Consider the following 13,764-nt stretch of genomic DNA (forward strand, 5'->3'; position numbering starts at 1 on the left):
TTCGCCGAGATCTGGCCGACCTTCTGTTTGTCGATCCCGGTGACGGTGAACTTCGTCGGTGACTGAACGGCGAACGTGATGCCGTCGGGGGCCTCGACGACGACGGGGTGGCTGTACCCCAGGGCGAACTCCAGGTTGGAACCCTTGAGCTGCACGCGGTAACCGACACCGAAGATTTCCATATTGGTGGTGTAACCCTGTGTCACACCGGTGACCAGGTTGGACACCAGGGTGCGCGACAGCCCGTGCAGTGAGCGGTTGTGCCGCTCGTCGTCGGGACGGGTGACCACGATCGCGCCATCCTCGTTGCGCGCCACCGTGATCGGCTCGGCGACCGTCAAACTCAGGGTGCCCTTGGGTCCCTTCACCGAGACGTTCTGACCCTCGATCGTTACGTCGACTCCGGCGGGAACCGGTACCGGCTGCTTACCAATGCGCGACATCTCTGTTTACGCTGCCTCTCCCACTACCACACGTACGCGACGACTTCGCCGCCCACGCCCTGTCTGGCTGCCTGACGGTCGGTCAGCAGGCCCGACGACGTCGAGATGATCGCCACGCCCAGGCCGCCGAGCACCCGCGGCAGATTGGTGGATTTCGCGTACACCCGCAACCCCGGCTTGGACACCCGACGCAAACCGGCGATGCTGCGCTCCCGGCTCGGCCCGTACTTGAGCTGGATGACCAGCGCCTTGCCGACCCGAGCGTCTTCGGTCCGGAAGTCGCTGATGTACCCCTCGCTCTTGAGGATCTGGGCGATGTTGGCCTTGATCTTCGAGTGCGGCAAACTCACCTCGTCGTGATACGCCGAATTGGCGTTGCGCAGACGTGTCAAAAAGTCTGCGATCGGATCCGTCATCGTCATGACAGCGGTGTTGCCTTCCTCGCAGTGGTTCCCGGTCCGGGCCTGCTGCGCACCTGTTCTCGGTTTGGTTTCGTCGGGTAGTAGCCGGTGTTACCAGCTGCTCTTCTGCACACCGGGCAACTCACCCGCGTGCGCCATCTCGCGCAGGCAGATCCTGCATAGCCCGAACTTGCGGTACACCGCGTGCGGGCGGCCGCACTTACTGCAGCGGGTGTACGCGCGAACCTTGAACTTAGGTTTGCGCGCACTCTTGTTGATCAGTGCCTTTTTCGCCATCTGGTCAGTTCTCCTTGAACGGAAAGCCGAGGGCCCGCAACAGCGCTCGCCCTTCGTCGTCGGTCGTCGCTGAGGTGACGACGGTGATGTCCATGCCACGGACCCGGTCGATCTTGTCCACGTCGATCTCGTGGAATACCGACTGCTCAGCCAGCCCGAAGGTGTAGTTGCCGGCGCCGTCGAACTGCTTGGGGGAGAGCCCGCGGAAGTCGCGGATACGCGGCAGCGCAATCGATGTGAGCCGGTCGAGGAACTCCCACATCCGGTCGCCGCGCAGGGTGACCCGCGCGCCGATCGGCATGCCCTCGCGCAATTTGAACTGCGCGATGGACTTTCGTGCTTTGCGGATCTCCGGCCGCTGCCCGGTGATCAACGCCAGGTCGTTGACGGCGCCATTGATCAGCTTGGCGTCACGGGCGGCGTCGCCGACGCCCATGTTGACTACAACCTTCACCACGCTCGGGATCTGCATGACGTTGGCGTACTTGAACTGTTGATTGAGCGCATTCCGGATCTCGTCGCGGTAGCGCACCTTGAGCCGTGGCTGAACTTTTTCTGCCGTCGTCATGCCTGGATGTCCTTGCCGTTGCGCTTGGAGATGCGGACCCGCTTGCCAGTCTCCTCGTCGACTCGATAGCCGACCCGGGCGGGCTTGCCGTCGGAGTCGACCACCATCACGTTGGAGACGTGGATCGGGGCTTCCTGCGTGACGATCCCGCCCGACCGCGAACCGCGCTGGTTGGTCGAGATCGGGGTGTGCTTCTTAATCCGGTTGACGCCCTCGACGAGCACCTTGTTGCGGGTGGGGTAGGCCTGCAGCACCTTGCCCTTGGCGCCCTTGTCCTTGCCCGAGATGACCAGGACGGTGTCACCCTTGTGGATCTTCACCTACAACACCTCCGGGGCCAGCGAGACGATCTTCATGAAGCGCTTCTCCCGCAGTTCGCGGCCGACCGGCCCGAAAATGCGGGTTCCACGCGGGTCGTTGTCGGGTTTGATGATGACGGCGGCGTTCTCATCGAACTTGATGTAGCTGCCGTCGGCGCGGCGGCGCTCCTTGACGGTACGCACCACGACGGCCTTCACCACCTCACCGCGTTTGACGTTGCCGCCAGGGATGGCGTCTTTGACGGTCGCCACGATGACGTCGCCGATACCGGCGTACCGCCGCGACGAGCCGCCGAGTACGCGGATGCACAAGATCTCCTTGGCGCCGGTGTTGTCGGCCACCTTCAGCCGCGATTCCTGCTGAATCACTAGATCTCCTGACCTGGTTCACGTATGCAGGCCCACGCGCTCTCAGGCCGGCGGACAACGCCCACCAGACCTGTCGTGCATGGTCTTCGTCACCGAAGGGCACGCGGGGCCGACTAGTTACGCTTGCGCACGCCGACCAAGGTCTGCCCACGGCAACCCCTAGAGTCTAGGTGAAGACCTGCTCAGAGCCAAATTCCTGAGCTAGCCGCTTATGCCGCCGATTCTGGGGATGTCGCCGAGGTGGTGAACACCTTCGTGCATCGCCTGACGGACTAGCCAACGCGCTGTGCGATCTTCGCCTGGCAGCCGCGTGGCGATGCGGTCCCAGTCTCCTTCTTCGGTGCAGGCGACTTGTTCACAGAAACCTGCTGCGGCTGCGGCGAGTTCGCCCAAGGTGGCTTCGAAATCGCAGTCGTTGTAGCGGAATCGACGCGCTCGGAGGTCGTTGAACATCGGCTCCATTGCAGGCCGATCCTCGGTGCGAATGCGGTGCAGTCGGATGGTGAAGGCCACGTAGACATCGCGAAGATGGCAAAGGTACTCGCCGACCGACCAGACTTGCTGGCCTCGTCGCACTCGGCGCGCTTCAGCCGGAATGGCGGAGACCGCCTCCCGTACCGCACTAGGCAGGCCGACAATGACGCTGACGGCGTCTTCGATCGATATCTCTGCATAGGCCAGCGCGCAGTCGGCGCACGTGTGGTCTTCGCAAGCCAGCGGCGGAAGTTGCTCGGATTTGACGTGGTTCTCCGGGCGCAACGTAGGCATAAGGATATTCTCCGACGCGGCCAAGTATCGACGCCTCAGAACGGTGGTGGGTCGTGCTCGGTCTCGGGTGGAGCCGGCCCGAGGTAGCTGATGCGGTCGGTCTGGCGGGTCGTGCGGGCATGGCGGTTTTGTCGGCGTTCGGTGGCGATGCGGTCGGCCCGGTTTTGCGCGCGGGTGCGGCGGCGCTTGGGCATCATCGCGGTGCGGTCACTGCAATAGTCGACGGGTGAGTCGGCTTCGGGCGCTGGGATGCCGCCGGTTGAGAGGCACAGGCTGGGAAACAGCAGCGCGCTGCCAGGAGTGGTGACATAAGTCTGCCCCGACGGCGAGGTCAAAATCACTGTTGCATCGGGTAGTTGTTGGTCACGCCACCCCCAGAACGTTTTGACCAAATGGTGAGTACGGCAGTAGCACTTGAGGTTTGAGGCGTGGGTGGGTCCGCCGTCAGCGTGGGGGATGGTGTGGTCGAGGTCGCAGTCGTGGGCCGGACGATCGCAGCCGGGCCAGCGGCAGGTCAGATCCCGGCAGCGCACGAAGTTCGCCAGCGCCGCCGACGGCACATAGCCGGGCTCCGGTGGAGCGTCGGCGGGGTGAACCAGCGGCACCAGTTTTGACGACTTCGCGAGTTCGGTGACGAGTTCCGGCGGAATGAGCCCATCAGCACCCACTTCGGATGCTGGCGCGGCGTCGCCGGCGGTGATGGTGGCGTGTTCGGCGATGACATGGATGACCACTGGCGTGGCCGCAGGCCGCTTTCCGGCGCTGCAGTCTGCTCGGCCACAGCGGCACGCCAGCCGATCCGCACCCGCAGCCAGCGCCCCCAGCGCATCTGCGCGGCGCTGCTCGCGGTTGCGGGGATCGTGTTCGCATACCGTGGCCGCCAGCGCCGTCAACCGCTTATCCAGAGCATGCGCATCAGGGCTGAGCAAACTGCCGTGGATTTCGGAGATGCCGCTCTCGAGATCTGTGAACCAAACCTCTCGTTCGGCGTGGCGCTCCTTACGTTGCCGCACAGCATCGGCGTCGGCCTTGGCCACGACCTTGTCGATCTGGCCAGCCAGCCGGCGCCTGGTCATCGACGGCCAGCGCACAACATTGGCAGCCAGCTGCGCATCCACCGCGGCCAGCACGTCGCGGTCGTTGATCAAATCGGTGCGATACACGATCGTCTGGAATGTCCGAGAGTCGATATCGCCGGCTTTAAAGACCTCCGCGAGCTCCGGTAGCCGCTCCCGCATCGCCCGGGCATGGCGCAGCTGGCTGCTGGCCAGCGCCTGGCTGATCCGCAATGCCGCGGCCACCTCAGCGCACACCGCCTCCTCGGTGTCGATGGCCCACTCCTCGGTATCGGAGCAGCGCGCCAGCCGATAGCCGAACAACTCGCCCATCGTGGCCAGCTGCGCAGCCGCCGCCCGGTTCTGCGCCCGCCACGACGCGCAGATGCGGTCCAGCAGCGCAGCCGACTCCGGCGTGGTCGACGGATAGTGCCGTTCGAACAACTCATCAAACCGGGCGACCACCTCCGATGGCGACATCAAACCCGCCGCTGATTCGAACATGGGTTCGAGTGTGCCACGCCCCTCCGACAAGTAGCGCGCAGCCAGTGGAGCAGCTGGGACCGGTTGCTACGTCCAAGCTGACCGGAGAGATACGCTTTCGAAAATCTAATATCCGTTTGATGCAGCCTGTCTTGGACACCATTTTGACGAGTCATACTCGCCCGCGTGCCTGGCTAGTCCTTTCAGTTCTGTTCGCTCTGCTCTGCACGTCGTGCGCCCGCATGCCGGTCGCGGGCCACGGTTCTGGATCAGCGCCCTCACGGCCCGCGGGGCGCCCCGGATGCGGCCCGCCGATCAGCTATCAGGTGTTCCAGAAGGACGCCTTCGGCGCTGACTGGTCGAAGGCCAACGGCTTGCTGGCCTACAACGCCAAGGGCAGCGACGGCCGCTACCACATCTATACGGTCAAACCGGACGGCACGAACCCCGCGCAGTTCGGACTGGGTACAGCGAATTTCCCGCAGCGCACCACCGGCTCGCCGGTGTGGAGCCCGTCGGGCAAGTTCATCGTGTTTGTCGCCGAAAAGTCTGACCACCCGGGCAACTCGGTGCCCGCGACACCGGGATGGGGTAGCTACTCGGACCTTTGGGTGGCCAGCGCCGACGGTTCACACGCCTGGCAGCTCACCGACGTCCCGACGGACAAAGACCACGGCACCATCATCCCGGAATTCTCGCCCGACGGCCGGCTGCTGGAATGGACCGAGCGCACCAAGGCTCCGAAGGTCCTGAGCCCGAACCGGTTTGCCGGATTCTGGGTGATCAAGGTGGCCGACTTCAACGTCAACCGAGACGGCACACCGTCGCTGTCTGACATCCGCACCGTCTCGCCCCCCGGCGATGCAATGAACGAAAGCGGCGGCTTCTCAGCAGATTCCTCGTCGCTGGTGTTCACCAGCGACTTCGAGAACCACAACTTCTGGCACAACCAGATCTACCGCCTCGACCTCAATTCCGGTGTAATCACACGACTCACCCGAGACGACAGCTACAACGAACATCCCCGCTACACGCCCGACGGGCAGGTGCTGTGGATGTCCAATACTGGCAACTCGTCGCACGGCACCGACTGGTGGACGATGACCGCCGACGGGTCAAATCCGCAGCGCCTCAGCGACTTCAACGCGGGAGACAACGCGCAGGCAATTGGGCACAAACCGGTTTATGCGACCGTCGTGCAGACCGCGAATTGGAGCCTCGACCACAGCTACTTCTACGGCGACGTAGAGACGAACCTGTTGAACTCCGACAGCGTGATAGCGCGGGTTGCGCTCACCTGCCACGGCTCGTGACCTCGGCGGGCTTCAGTCCCCTTGCCGGACCCAGGCGAAGATGTACAAGGCCATCGCCGTCGCCAACGCGAGCAGCACCCACTGCACGAGTGCTTGGTCGATCATGGAACCGGGCGGTGGGGCGCCGGGGAGGATGTTGCGCAGCGGAACGATGGCGAACAGGTTCGCGGCATACCAGGTGGCGAACGGCGGCACGAACTTCCGCCGGCCCAATGCCATCGGAATGGCCACCAACAGCGCCAAGGTAGGCAGGCTGATCAAGACCAAAATGATGCCCAGGTCGAAGATCAGCGGGCCCTTGGCCCTGTGCAGGGTGATGAGCGCGCTGTTGTTGTTATGGCTTCCGGTTTCGCTGGTGTCGGTGCTGCGCTTGACGCTGGCGTCCCAGCCGTCCAGCGCTCCGGTCACCTCGACGATAGCGGGTATCCGTTTGCGGTCGGCGCCAGTCCCGACGAACACATCGGCCGACTGTGGCTCGGTGCGGTACGAGTCGAATGGCCAGTTGCCGGGATCGCCGTGCGCCTGGATCGTGGTGCTGACTTGCGCCGGCGCTTTTCCTTTCGGGAATTGCAGGTCCCCCAGGTCATTCGGTGGATACAGCCGCACCGCGATGTCGGTTTTCAGCTCCTCGAAGCGTTTGTCTTCCAGCGACTCGCCCGGATAGATGAGCACATTCACGGTGAGGCGGTTCGTCGTGGGTTTCAGCTCTTCGAGGCGTAACTGCACAACGGTTTCATCGGGCCCGGCCTGGCTTAGGTCCAGTGGCGGGAGCGGGCCCTCGGATTTCTGTAGCAGGTGGACACCGAGCAGCGATAGGCCGTAGGCGGCGATGACAACCACCAGGATGGCCACACCGATTGCGGTGCGCGGTCTCTGCCGCTCGTCCGCCGGCGGCGACGGCGGCGCTGTCGCCGGAGATTCGACGGTCATTGCTGGCGGAACCCGGCTTGTCGGGGCGACACGGAGTCAGGTTAACGAACACGCGTACTGACCGCGCGGTGAAATACGATGCTTCTCGGGACCGAAAGATTCGGTCACCCGCTGTCCATTTCGCGGTAACGTGCAGTTCAAGATCAGCACCAGATCTGCACTTTCGCGTCGCGACCCAGCGCGGTACGAGCCTATACAAGTTAATCTGATATTTGTTTGCATGGGCATTTCAATAGCTGCGATTCTCAACGTGTGTCGACGTTCCGGGGTGAGGCAATCAACATGAAGCACAAGCGATTACTGGCCGCCGCGAGTTTGCTGGCTGCGGGTGCCATCGTGCTGTCGGGATGCGAGGTTCCCCATACCAGCATGGCCTACGCCAGCGAGGTCGTGACCTGCGGCGGCAAGGCGGCCATCACCGCCAGCGGCTCGACCGCGCAAGCCAACGCGATGAAAGGGTTCATCAGCGCGTACGGCAAGGCCTGCCCCGGGCACACACTCGACTACACGCCTAACGGCTCGGGCAACGGAATCAGCGACTTCCTGACCGCCAAGACCGATTTCGCCGGATCGGACACTCCGCTGTCCGACGAGCAACACACCACCGCCAAGCAGCGATGCGGCGGCGCCGACGCCTGGGACCTGCCCGTGGTCTTCGGCCCGCTGGCTATTACCTACAACCTCTACAACGTCGACTTTTTGGTGCTCGACGCCTCCACGCTGGCCGGGATCTTCAACGGCAACATCACGCGCTGGGACGACCCGGCCATCACCGCGCTCAACTCATCGATGCCTTCAGAGGACATCAAGGTCATCTATCGCAGCGATAAATCCGGCAGCACCGCCAACTTCCAGGCCTACCTGCAGGCCGCGTCTAGCGGGGCGTGGACCCAGGGCACGGGCAAGGAGTTCGAAGGCGGCGTCGGCACCGGCGCCAAAGGCAACGATGGCACCTCGGCGATGGTGAAGAACACCGAGGGCGCGATCACCTACAACGAGTTGTCATTCGCGATGGATGAGGGACTTTACGCCGCAGAGATCAAAACCCCGGCGAGCCGCAAGTCCCGACGCCCGGTACGCATTGGCACCGACTCGGTCGGCAAGACCATCACCGGTGCCAAGTTCATCGGCAAAGGCAACGACCTGGTGCTCGACCTCTCGTCGTTCTACAACCCCAGCCAGGAAGACGTCTACCCGATCGTCATGGCCACTTACGAGATCGTCTGCTCCAAGTATCCCGACCCCGCGGTCGGCCAGGCGGTCAAAGCGGCCATGCAGGCGACGCTAGGCCCCGGCCAGATCGACCTGGACAAGCACGGCTATATCCCGCTGCCGCCCGACTTTCAATCGAAAGTCTCCAGCGCGGTCGACGCCATCAGCTAGCAACCAGATCGCTCACACATCGGAACCCGATGTGGGTGGTGGCAGTATCCTGCGACTGCGGTGACCGGGCCGCTGGCCGATATCGGTGGCAGTACTCGGGTGCGCACAGGTGCGAGCCGCCCTTGAGCGTCTGCGCGATGGTCGGGTCGGCGGGCCGGGACGGCGCACAACAGGCCTTCGGCGGCTGATTCAGCCGGTGATGGGCCGAGAATTCGGTGGTCGTCCATTCCCAGACATTGCCGATCATGTCGAAAAGGCCGAACTCGTTCGGCGGGAACGAACCCACCGGCGACGTTCCGACCCAGCCAAGCGCACCGTCGTTGCGGTAGGGAAACCTGCCTTGCCAAGTGTTGGCCATCAATTCACCGGCGGGCTTCTCCTCATCGCCCCACGCATACGTCGTGACGGCTCCACCGCGAGCCGCGTACTCCCACTCGGCCTCGGTCGGCAGCCGCCGCCGGGCCCAGCGCGCGTATGCCGCAGCATCGGGGTAGGCCACCTGCACGACCGGGTGATCGGCCCGGTCTGCAATGTCGCTGTCCGGTCCGAACGGGTGCCGCCAGCTCGCATCCGGCATCCAGACCCACCATTGCCGCCAGTCGCGTAGATCGACCGGCCCTGCTGTCGGGCGGAATACCATTGCGCCCGCGCGCAGCTCGCCGGGGTCAACTCCGGGGTAAAGCGCCGGGTCTATCGGTTGCTCGGCGACCGTCACATACCCTGTCGCGGAGACGAATTCGGCGAACTGAGCATTGGTCACCGGATACCGCTCCACCGCGAAGGCGCCCACAGTCACCGTGTGGATCGGCGCTTCCTCGGGGTAAAAGCTCGTCGACCCCATCCGGAATGACCCAGACGGCAGTTCGATCAGCTCGGTGGGCATACGTTCAGGGTATGACCACCGCGAAGTCTTGCATCAACGCGGTTTTCGCCGCGTCGAATCCGGGCGCATCGGCCGGCCCTTCCAGGTGAATGGTGACCAGGTATTTGTTGGTGTTGGTCCAGATGTGGGTGATGCGGTCGGCGAAATCGAGCGTGCCCGGCGGCCCGAGAAATGCGCCGATCAGCTTCTGGCTGCTGTATCCGCAGAACTTGGCGCCTTCCGCGTCCACTTTTAAGTCGGGCTTCGAGCGCCGCAGCATGGCGGTGTAGTCGGCGAAGGCCGCGGCAGGGTCGAGCGTTGTCGCGGCGATAGTCACCGTCCCGGTCATAGCGTCGGGTCCGCTGAGCGTCAACGCCACATCACCTTGTCCGGGTTCGGAAGTCCAGCCGTCGGGCACCGTCACGGTGAGTCGCGGCGCGGCCGGGTCGGAGACCTGAGCGACGGTGCCGATGCCGATGCCGGTCGGCGCCGGAAAGCAGGCGAAGGCGTTGGGTGGGATGTGGTCCGGCTGCGTTTCCTCGATCCCGGGCACCGATGTACTGCGGCTCGTTGTGGGCTGCTGCGTCGCCGGTGAGTTAGCGTTCGTGGAGGCTGCCGGCGCACCGGCCCGGACAGCGTTGCCTTCGGTGGCTCTGACGCACCCGGAAAGCAGCGTGAGCGCCACCAGCCACGCCGCCCCAGAGATCGGCCAGATAGACCTCGACGGGATGTCAGTCACGTGAAAAAGCCAGCGCCAGTTCCTTTTCCAAGTCTTGGTAGGGCCGCCCGGTTAGGTCGACAGTGACTTGGGCGATGGTGCCGCCGGTGAACGCGAACGGCGCTTTGTAGCGGCTGGACACTGCCGAACCGCCATTGCGCCCGACGGTGACTCCCGCCCCCGCCAGTCCGAACGTTCCAGGGTGGGATTGCACGTCCGCCAGCGTGCCGACCACATCGTCGTCGATGAACAGCGTGGCGTCACCGAGCGGGGTATGGCTGTTCGAGACGGTCCCGGTGCGTGAATAGCTAACGCCGAGCAGATGTCTGCCCAACGGCACCGCACCCGACGAGGAAACCAGCTGCTGGCGCTCACCGAGGAAGTTGTAGACATAATGCAGCCGTCCGTCCTGGATGAAGAGCACGTGACCGCCATGGGCGCCGCCCTGCTTGAATAGCACCCCCTCAGCGCCGGTGGTATCCACCGTCACATCGCCCAGCACGGCGAAGGAACGCCCGCGGATTTCGGCGGCCGCACCGACGCCGACGTCCGCGCAGTCGGGATAGTAGATGTAGCTGGACCGTTCGCCGACCAGGTAGGGCCGGAACCTGGTCAGCGTTTCCATCAGGTTTAGATCCGCCAGCGGCAGACCGTTGTACTTGTCGGCCTCGGAAAACCACAACGCCTTGAGTTCTTCAAGCTTGTCGGGGTTTTCGGTGGCCAGGTCATGGCACTGGCTGCGGTCCGCCTCGATGTGAAACAGCTCCCAGCGATCGGCGTCGAAATGCGACCAGCCCGCGGGCGTGGCCGCATGCACGGTGTTGGCGAACCAGCCCCGATGCCAGATCCCGCGGGTTCCCAGCATCGTGTAGAACTGGGTGTGCTTGCCGGTATCGACAGCCGAATCCGCAAGGGCTGCTTTGAAACTCAATCCGTCCAGTGGTTTCTGCGCAATCCCTTTGACAGTGTCCGGCGGTGTCATGCCCAGCAAGTCGTAGACCGTCGGGGTGATGTCGCAGACGTTGACGTAGTTGTCGCGGACCTCGCCGTGCGCCGCAATGCCGTTGGGCCACGATACGATCGCCGTGTCCGCGATACCGCCCTCATGCGAGGCGTAGCGCTTGTACAGCTTATAGGGCGTGTTGAAGGCCATCGCCCACCCGATCGGGTAGTGGTTGTAGGTCTCCGGTCCGCCGAGGTGGTCGAATAACTTCATGCTCTCTTCGACGGTGTCGATGTAGCCGTTGAAGAACTTGCCCTCGTTGACCGATCCGTTCGGACCACCCTCACCGCTGGCGCCGTTGTCGGAGATCACCACGATGATCGTGTTGTCCAGTTGGCCTGATTCCTCGAGATAGTCCAGGATGCGGCCGATTTGGGCATCGGTGTAGCTCAGGAAGCCGGCGAACACCTCGGCCAGTCGGGTGAACAGCTTCTTCTCCTCGTCGGAGAGCGAGTCCCACGGCCGCACCGTGTCCTGCAACGGCCAGGGCTCACCGTTCGGTCCTTTGACGTCGAGATACGGGTTGATGGGCGACAATTCGGTGTCCGGTGGAACGATTCCCATCGCCTTCTGCTTTTCCAGCACCACCTCGCGGTAGCGCTCATAGCCCATGTCGAACTTGCCGGCGTACTTGTCGGCCCATTCTTTGAAGACATGATGTGGGGCGTGTCCGGCGCCGGGGCACACGTAGCTGAACCACGGCTTGTCCGGCGCAATCACCTTGGCGTCGCGGATGAATTCAATGGTCTTGTCGGCGATGTCCTTCGACAGGTGGTAGCCGTCCTCGGGTGTACCGGGAGGGTTGACCGGGTGGTTGTCGTAAACCAGGTCGGGGTACCACTGATCGGTCTCGCCGCCCAGGAATCCGTAGAAGCGTTCAAAGCCGCGGGATGTCGGCCAGTGCCGCTTGGTCGACGCCATGTTCGCTTCTTCCAGCGGCGTCAGGTGCCACTTGCCGACGCAGTAGGTGTTGTAGCCGCGTTCGTTGAGCGCCTCGGAGAGCAATGCGGTGTCGGCCGGAATCCGACCGTTGCAGTTGGGAAAACCGTCGGTGAATTCTTCGATGGTGGCCATACCCACGGTGGTGGCGTTGCGACCGGTCAGCAATGACGCCCTGGTCGGTGAACACAGTGCCGTGGTGTGGAATTGCGACAGCCGGATGCCCCGCTCGGCGATGCGCGTCATCGCCGGCATCTCGACCAGGCCGCCGAAGCAGTCCCAAGTCGCGATGCCGGTGTCATCCCAGACCAGGTAGAGGACGTTCGGCGAGTTCTCCGGCGCAGTCGATGCGGCGTATGGGCCCCAGTCCGGCTCGGAATCACGGATATCCAGTTCGATCTTGCCGTTGAAATCGGTCGTCATCGTCGGCCTCACTCTCGTCGTGGACTCCCGGGCCTCGCAGATTACACCGCTCTCCCGAGCCGTCGGCCAACACCGGGCTGATGAATGGTCAACTGTGAAAACACGTCGCAGTTCGATAGTTTAGTTGCCGTCGACGTCCCAACCCGAGCCAAGACCCGCGAAACCAGGCGAGCTCGAGATAACGATCGAGTCGATCAACCGCCGCTACCAAGAGCCTGTGGGGTTGTTCTGGCGCGTTCCCGCGATCGCGCGGTAGGCCAACACCAATTGCTCGGCGGCCTGATTCCACTGGGCTGCCAGGCCTGGTAGCTCAGCCCGGTGTCCCCCTGCCAGCCTGCCTGCAGCGCGGCCTGCTCGCTGACGTTCATCTTCGCCGTGCGCCGACTCGACCCCGCGTACCGCGACGTCTCCTACTCGCGGACTGCGTGATTTGCGTGCCGTTTACTTGGCCTTCTCGAGGATGCCGACAAGCCGCCAGCGCTTGGTTGCCGAGAGCGGACGAGTCTCCATCAGCGAGACACGGTCGCCGATGCCGGCGATGCCGTTCTCGTCGTGCGCCTTGACCTTCTTGGTGGTCCGGATGATCTTGCCATACAGCGGGTGACGCACACGGTCTTCCAGCTCGACGACGATGGTTTTCTGCATCTTGTCGCTCACCACGTAACCGATACGGGTCTTACGCTGACCGCGCGGCTTCGTGGTGCGCGGTGTGTGCTTGGGGCCCTTGGCGTTGCCCGCAGTCTCTTTGGTGGCGGCGGCTTTTGCAGCAGCCTTGGCCGGAGCCTTAGCCGGGGCCTTGGCGGCCTTCGCGGGGGTTTTCGCCTCTGCCATTACGATTCCTCACTCCGTGCACCATCGGGGCCCGATGCCAGGCCGAGTTCACGCTCACGTAGCACGGTGTAGATGCGCGCAATCTCCTGGCGCACCGTGCGGAGTCGACGATTGTTGCTGAGCTGGCCGGTCGCCATCTGGAAACGCAGGTTGAACAGCTCTTCCTTGGACTCGCGCAGCCGCTCGATCAGCTCCTCGTCGGTGAGCTCGCGCAGTTCGCCAGGCGAAATTCCCACTGCCATCAGAACTGGTCCTCTCGGGTAATGATGCGTGCCTTGATCGGCAGCTTGTGAATTGCTCGGGTCAACGCGGCCCGGGCGATCGATTCATTCGGGTAGCTGAGCTCGAAGAGAACGCGACCCGGCTTGACGTTGGCCACCCACCACTCGGGGGAGCCCTTACCCGAGCCCATTCGGGTCTCCGCCGGCTTCTTGGTCAGCGGGCGATCCGGGAAGATGTTGATCCACACCTTGCCGCCACGCTTGATGTGCCGGTTGATGGCGATGCGCGCTGCCTCGATCTGCCGGTTGGTGATGTAGGCATGCTCCAATGCCTGGATGCCGTAGTCGCCGAAACTCACCTGGGTGCCGCCGCTGGCGATCCCGCGTTGCCGCGGATGGTGCTGCTTACGATGCTTGACCTTGCGGGGAATCAACAT

17 protein-coding genes and 1 pseudogene are annotated in these 13,764 nt (G+C 63.7%); 2 read left to right on the forward strand and 16 right to left on the reverse strand.

Annotated features, from left to right (window positions below; genetic code table 11):
• The 8 genes from rplF to VEI45_RS05220 all read right to left on the reverse strand — a co-directional run.
• The coding region (gene rplF, locus VEI45_RS05185; protein ID WP_324850789.1) for a 50S ribosomal protein L6 at positions 1–443 on the reverse strand (443 nt) is incomplete at its 3' end.
• A 23-nt stretch (positions 444–466) separates the two neighbouring features.
• On the reverse strand, positions 467–865 hold the full coding sequence (gene rpsH / locus VEI45_RS05190; RefSeq protein ID WP_324850791.1) for a 30S ribosomal protein S8: 399 nt from the start codon (positions 863–865) through the stop codon (positions 467–469).
• A 90-nt stretch (positions 866–955) separates the two neighbouring features.
• On the reverse strand, positions 956–1,141 hold the full coding sequence (locus tag VEI45_RS05195; protein WP_324850793.1) for a type Z 30S ribosomal protein S14: 186 nt from the start codon (positions 1,139–1,141) through the stop codon (positions 956–958).
• 4 nt (positions 1,142–1,145) lie between these two features.
• Positions 1,146–1,709 carry a 50S ribosomal protein L5 gene (rplE, locus tag VEI45_RS05200; RefSeq protein WP_324850795.1) on the reverse strand — a complete coding sequence of 188 codons (564 nt, stop codon included), beginning with the start codon at positions 1,707–1,709 and terminating at the stop codon, positions 1,146–1,148.
• Positions 1,706–2,029 carry a 50S ribosomal protein L24 gene (rplX, locus tag VEI45_RS05205; RefSeq protein ID WP_324850797.1) on the reverse strand — a complete coding sequence of 108 codons (324 nt, stop codon included), beginning with the start codon at positions 2,027–2,029 and terminating at the stop codon, positions 1,706–1,708. Before rplX ends, rplE begins: the two co-directional genes overlap by 4 nt.
• A complete protein-coding gene (gene rplN / locus VEI45_RS05210; protein WP_324850799.1) occupies positions 2,030–2,398 on the reverse strand; it encodes a 50S ribosomal protein L14 in 369 nt (122 codons plus the stop codon). It abuts the gene before it with no gap.
• A gap of 201 nt (positions 2,399–2,599) precedes the next feature.
• Entirely contained in the window at positions 2,600–3,166 is a 567-nt protein-coding gene (locus tag VEI45_RS05215) for a DinB family protein (protein WP_324850801.1), read from the reverse strand.
• Between the two features lie 35 nt (positions 3,167–3,201).
• Positions 3,202–4,725, reverse strand: coding sequence for an HNH endonuclease signature motif containing protein (locus tag VEI45_RS05220; protein ID WP_324850803.1), 1,524 nt, complete (start codon positions 4,723–4,725; stop codon positions 3,202–3,204).
• A gap of 305 nt (positions 4,726–5,030) precedes the next feature.
• On the opposite strand from VEI45_RS05220, the gene VEI45_RS05225 reads away from it, so the two are divergent.
• Complete coding sequence (locus VEI45_RS05225) at positions 5,031–6,017, forward strand: hypothetical protein (protein ID WP_324850804.1); 987 nt, start codon at positions 5,031–5,033, stop codon at positions 6,015–6,017.
• A 12-nt stretch (positions 6,018–6,029) separates the two neighbouring features.
• Here the strand turns inward: VEI45_RS05225 and VEI45_RS05230 are convergent, their stop codons facing one another.
• Positions 6,030–6,947: a DUF4436 domain-containing protein gene (locus tag VEI45_RS05230; protein ID WP_324850806.1), complete on the reverse strand. Its 918-nt coding sequence runs from the start codon at positions 6,945–6,947 to the stop codon at positions 6,030–6,032.
• Positions 6,948–7,229: 282 nt separating this feature from the next.
• Between VEI45_RS05230 and pstS the strand changes: the two genes are divergently transcribed.
• Entirely contained in the window at positions 7,230–8,330 is a 1,101-nt protein-coding gene (pstS, locus tag VEI45_RS05235) for a phosphate ABC transporter substrate-binding protein PstS (RefSeq protein WP_324850870.1), read from the forward strand.
• Here pstS and VEI45_RS05240 read toward each other — a convergent pair.
• From VEI45_RS05240 to rplP, 7 genes and pseudogenes are all read right to left on the reverse strand, one after another.
• On the reverse strand, positions 8,323–9,213 hold the full coding sequence (locus VEI45_RS05240) for a formylglycine-generating enzyme family protein (RefSeq protein ID WP_324850808.1): 891 nt from the start codon (positions 9,211–9,213) through the stop codon (positions 8,323–8,325). The two genes, pstS and VEI45_RS05240, sit on opposite strands and share 8 nt — an antisense overlap.
• A 4-nt stretch (positions 9,214–9,217) precedes the next feature.
• Complete coding sequence (locus VEI45_RS05245; protein ID WP_324850810.1) at positions 9,218–9,931, reverse strand: hypothetical protein; 714 nt, start codon at positions 9,929–9,931, stop codon at positions 9,218–9,220.
• The gene (locus tag VEI45_RS05250; protein WP_324850812.1) at positions 9,924–12,275 is read right to left on the reverse strand and encodes an arylsulfatase; all 2,352 of its coding nucleotides are present in this window, start codon (positions 12,273–12,275) and stop codon (positions 9,924–9,926) included. The genes VEI45_RS05245 and VEI45_RS05250 overlap by 8 nt, the downstream gene beginning before the upstream one ends.
• A 204-nt stretch (positions 12,276–12,479) precedes the next feature.
• Positions 12,480–12,673 (reverse strand): annotated as a pseudogene (locus VEI45_RS05255) (WXG100 family type VII secretion target); the annotation flags it as partial.
• Positions 12,674–12,716: 43 nt separating this feature from the next.
• Entirely contained in the window at positions 12,717–13,106 is a 390-nt protein-coding gene (rpsQ, locus tag VEI45_RS05260; protein WP_324850814.1) for a 30S ribosomal protein S17, read from the reverse strand.
• Entirely contained in the window at positions 13,106–13,348 is a 243-nt protein-coding gene (gene rpmC / locus VEI45_RS05265) for a 50S ribosomal protein L29 (RefSeq protein WP_324850816.1), read from the reverse strand. Before rpmC ends, rpsQ begins: the two co-directional genes overlap by 1 nt.
• A complete protein-coding gene (gene rplP / locus VEI45_RS05270) occupies positions 13,348–13,764 on the reverse strand; it encodes a 50S ribosomal protein L16 (RefSeq protein WP_324850818.1) in 417 nt (138 codons plus the stop codon). Before rplP ends, rpmC begins: the two co-directional genes overlap by 1 nt.

It is taken from the genome of Mycobacterium sp., assembly GCF_035623875.1.
In the GTDB taxonomy this organism is placed as follows: Bacteria; Actinomycetota; Actinomycetes; order Mycobacteriales; family Mycobacteriaceae; genus Mycobacterium.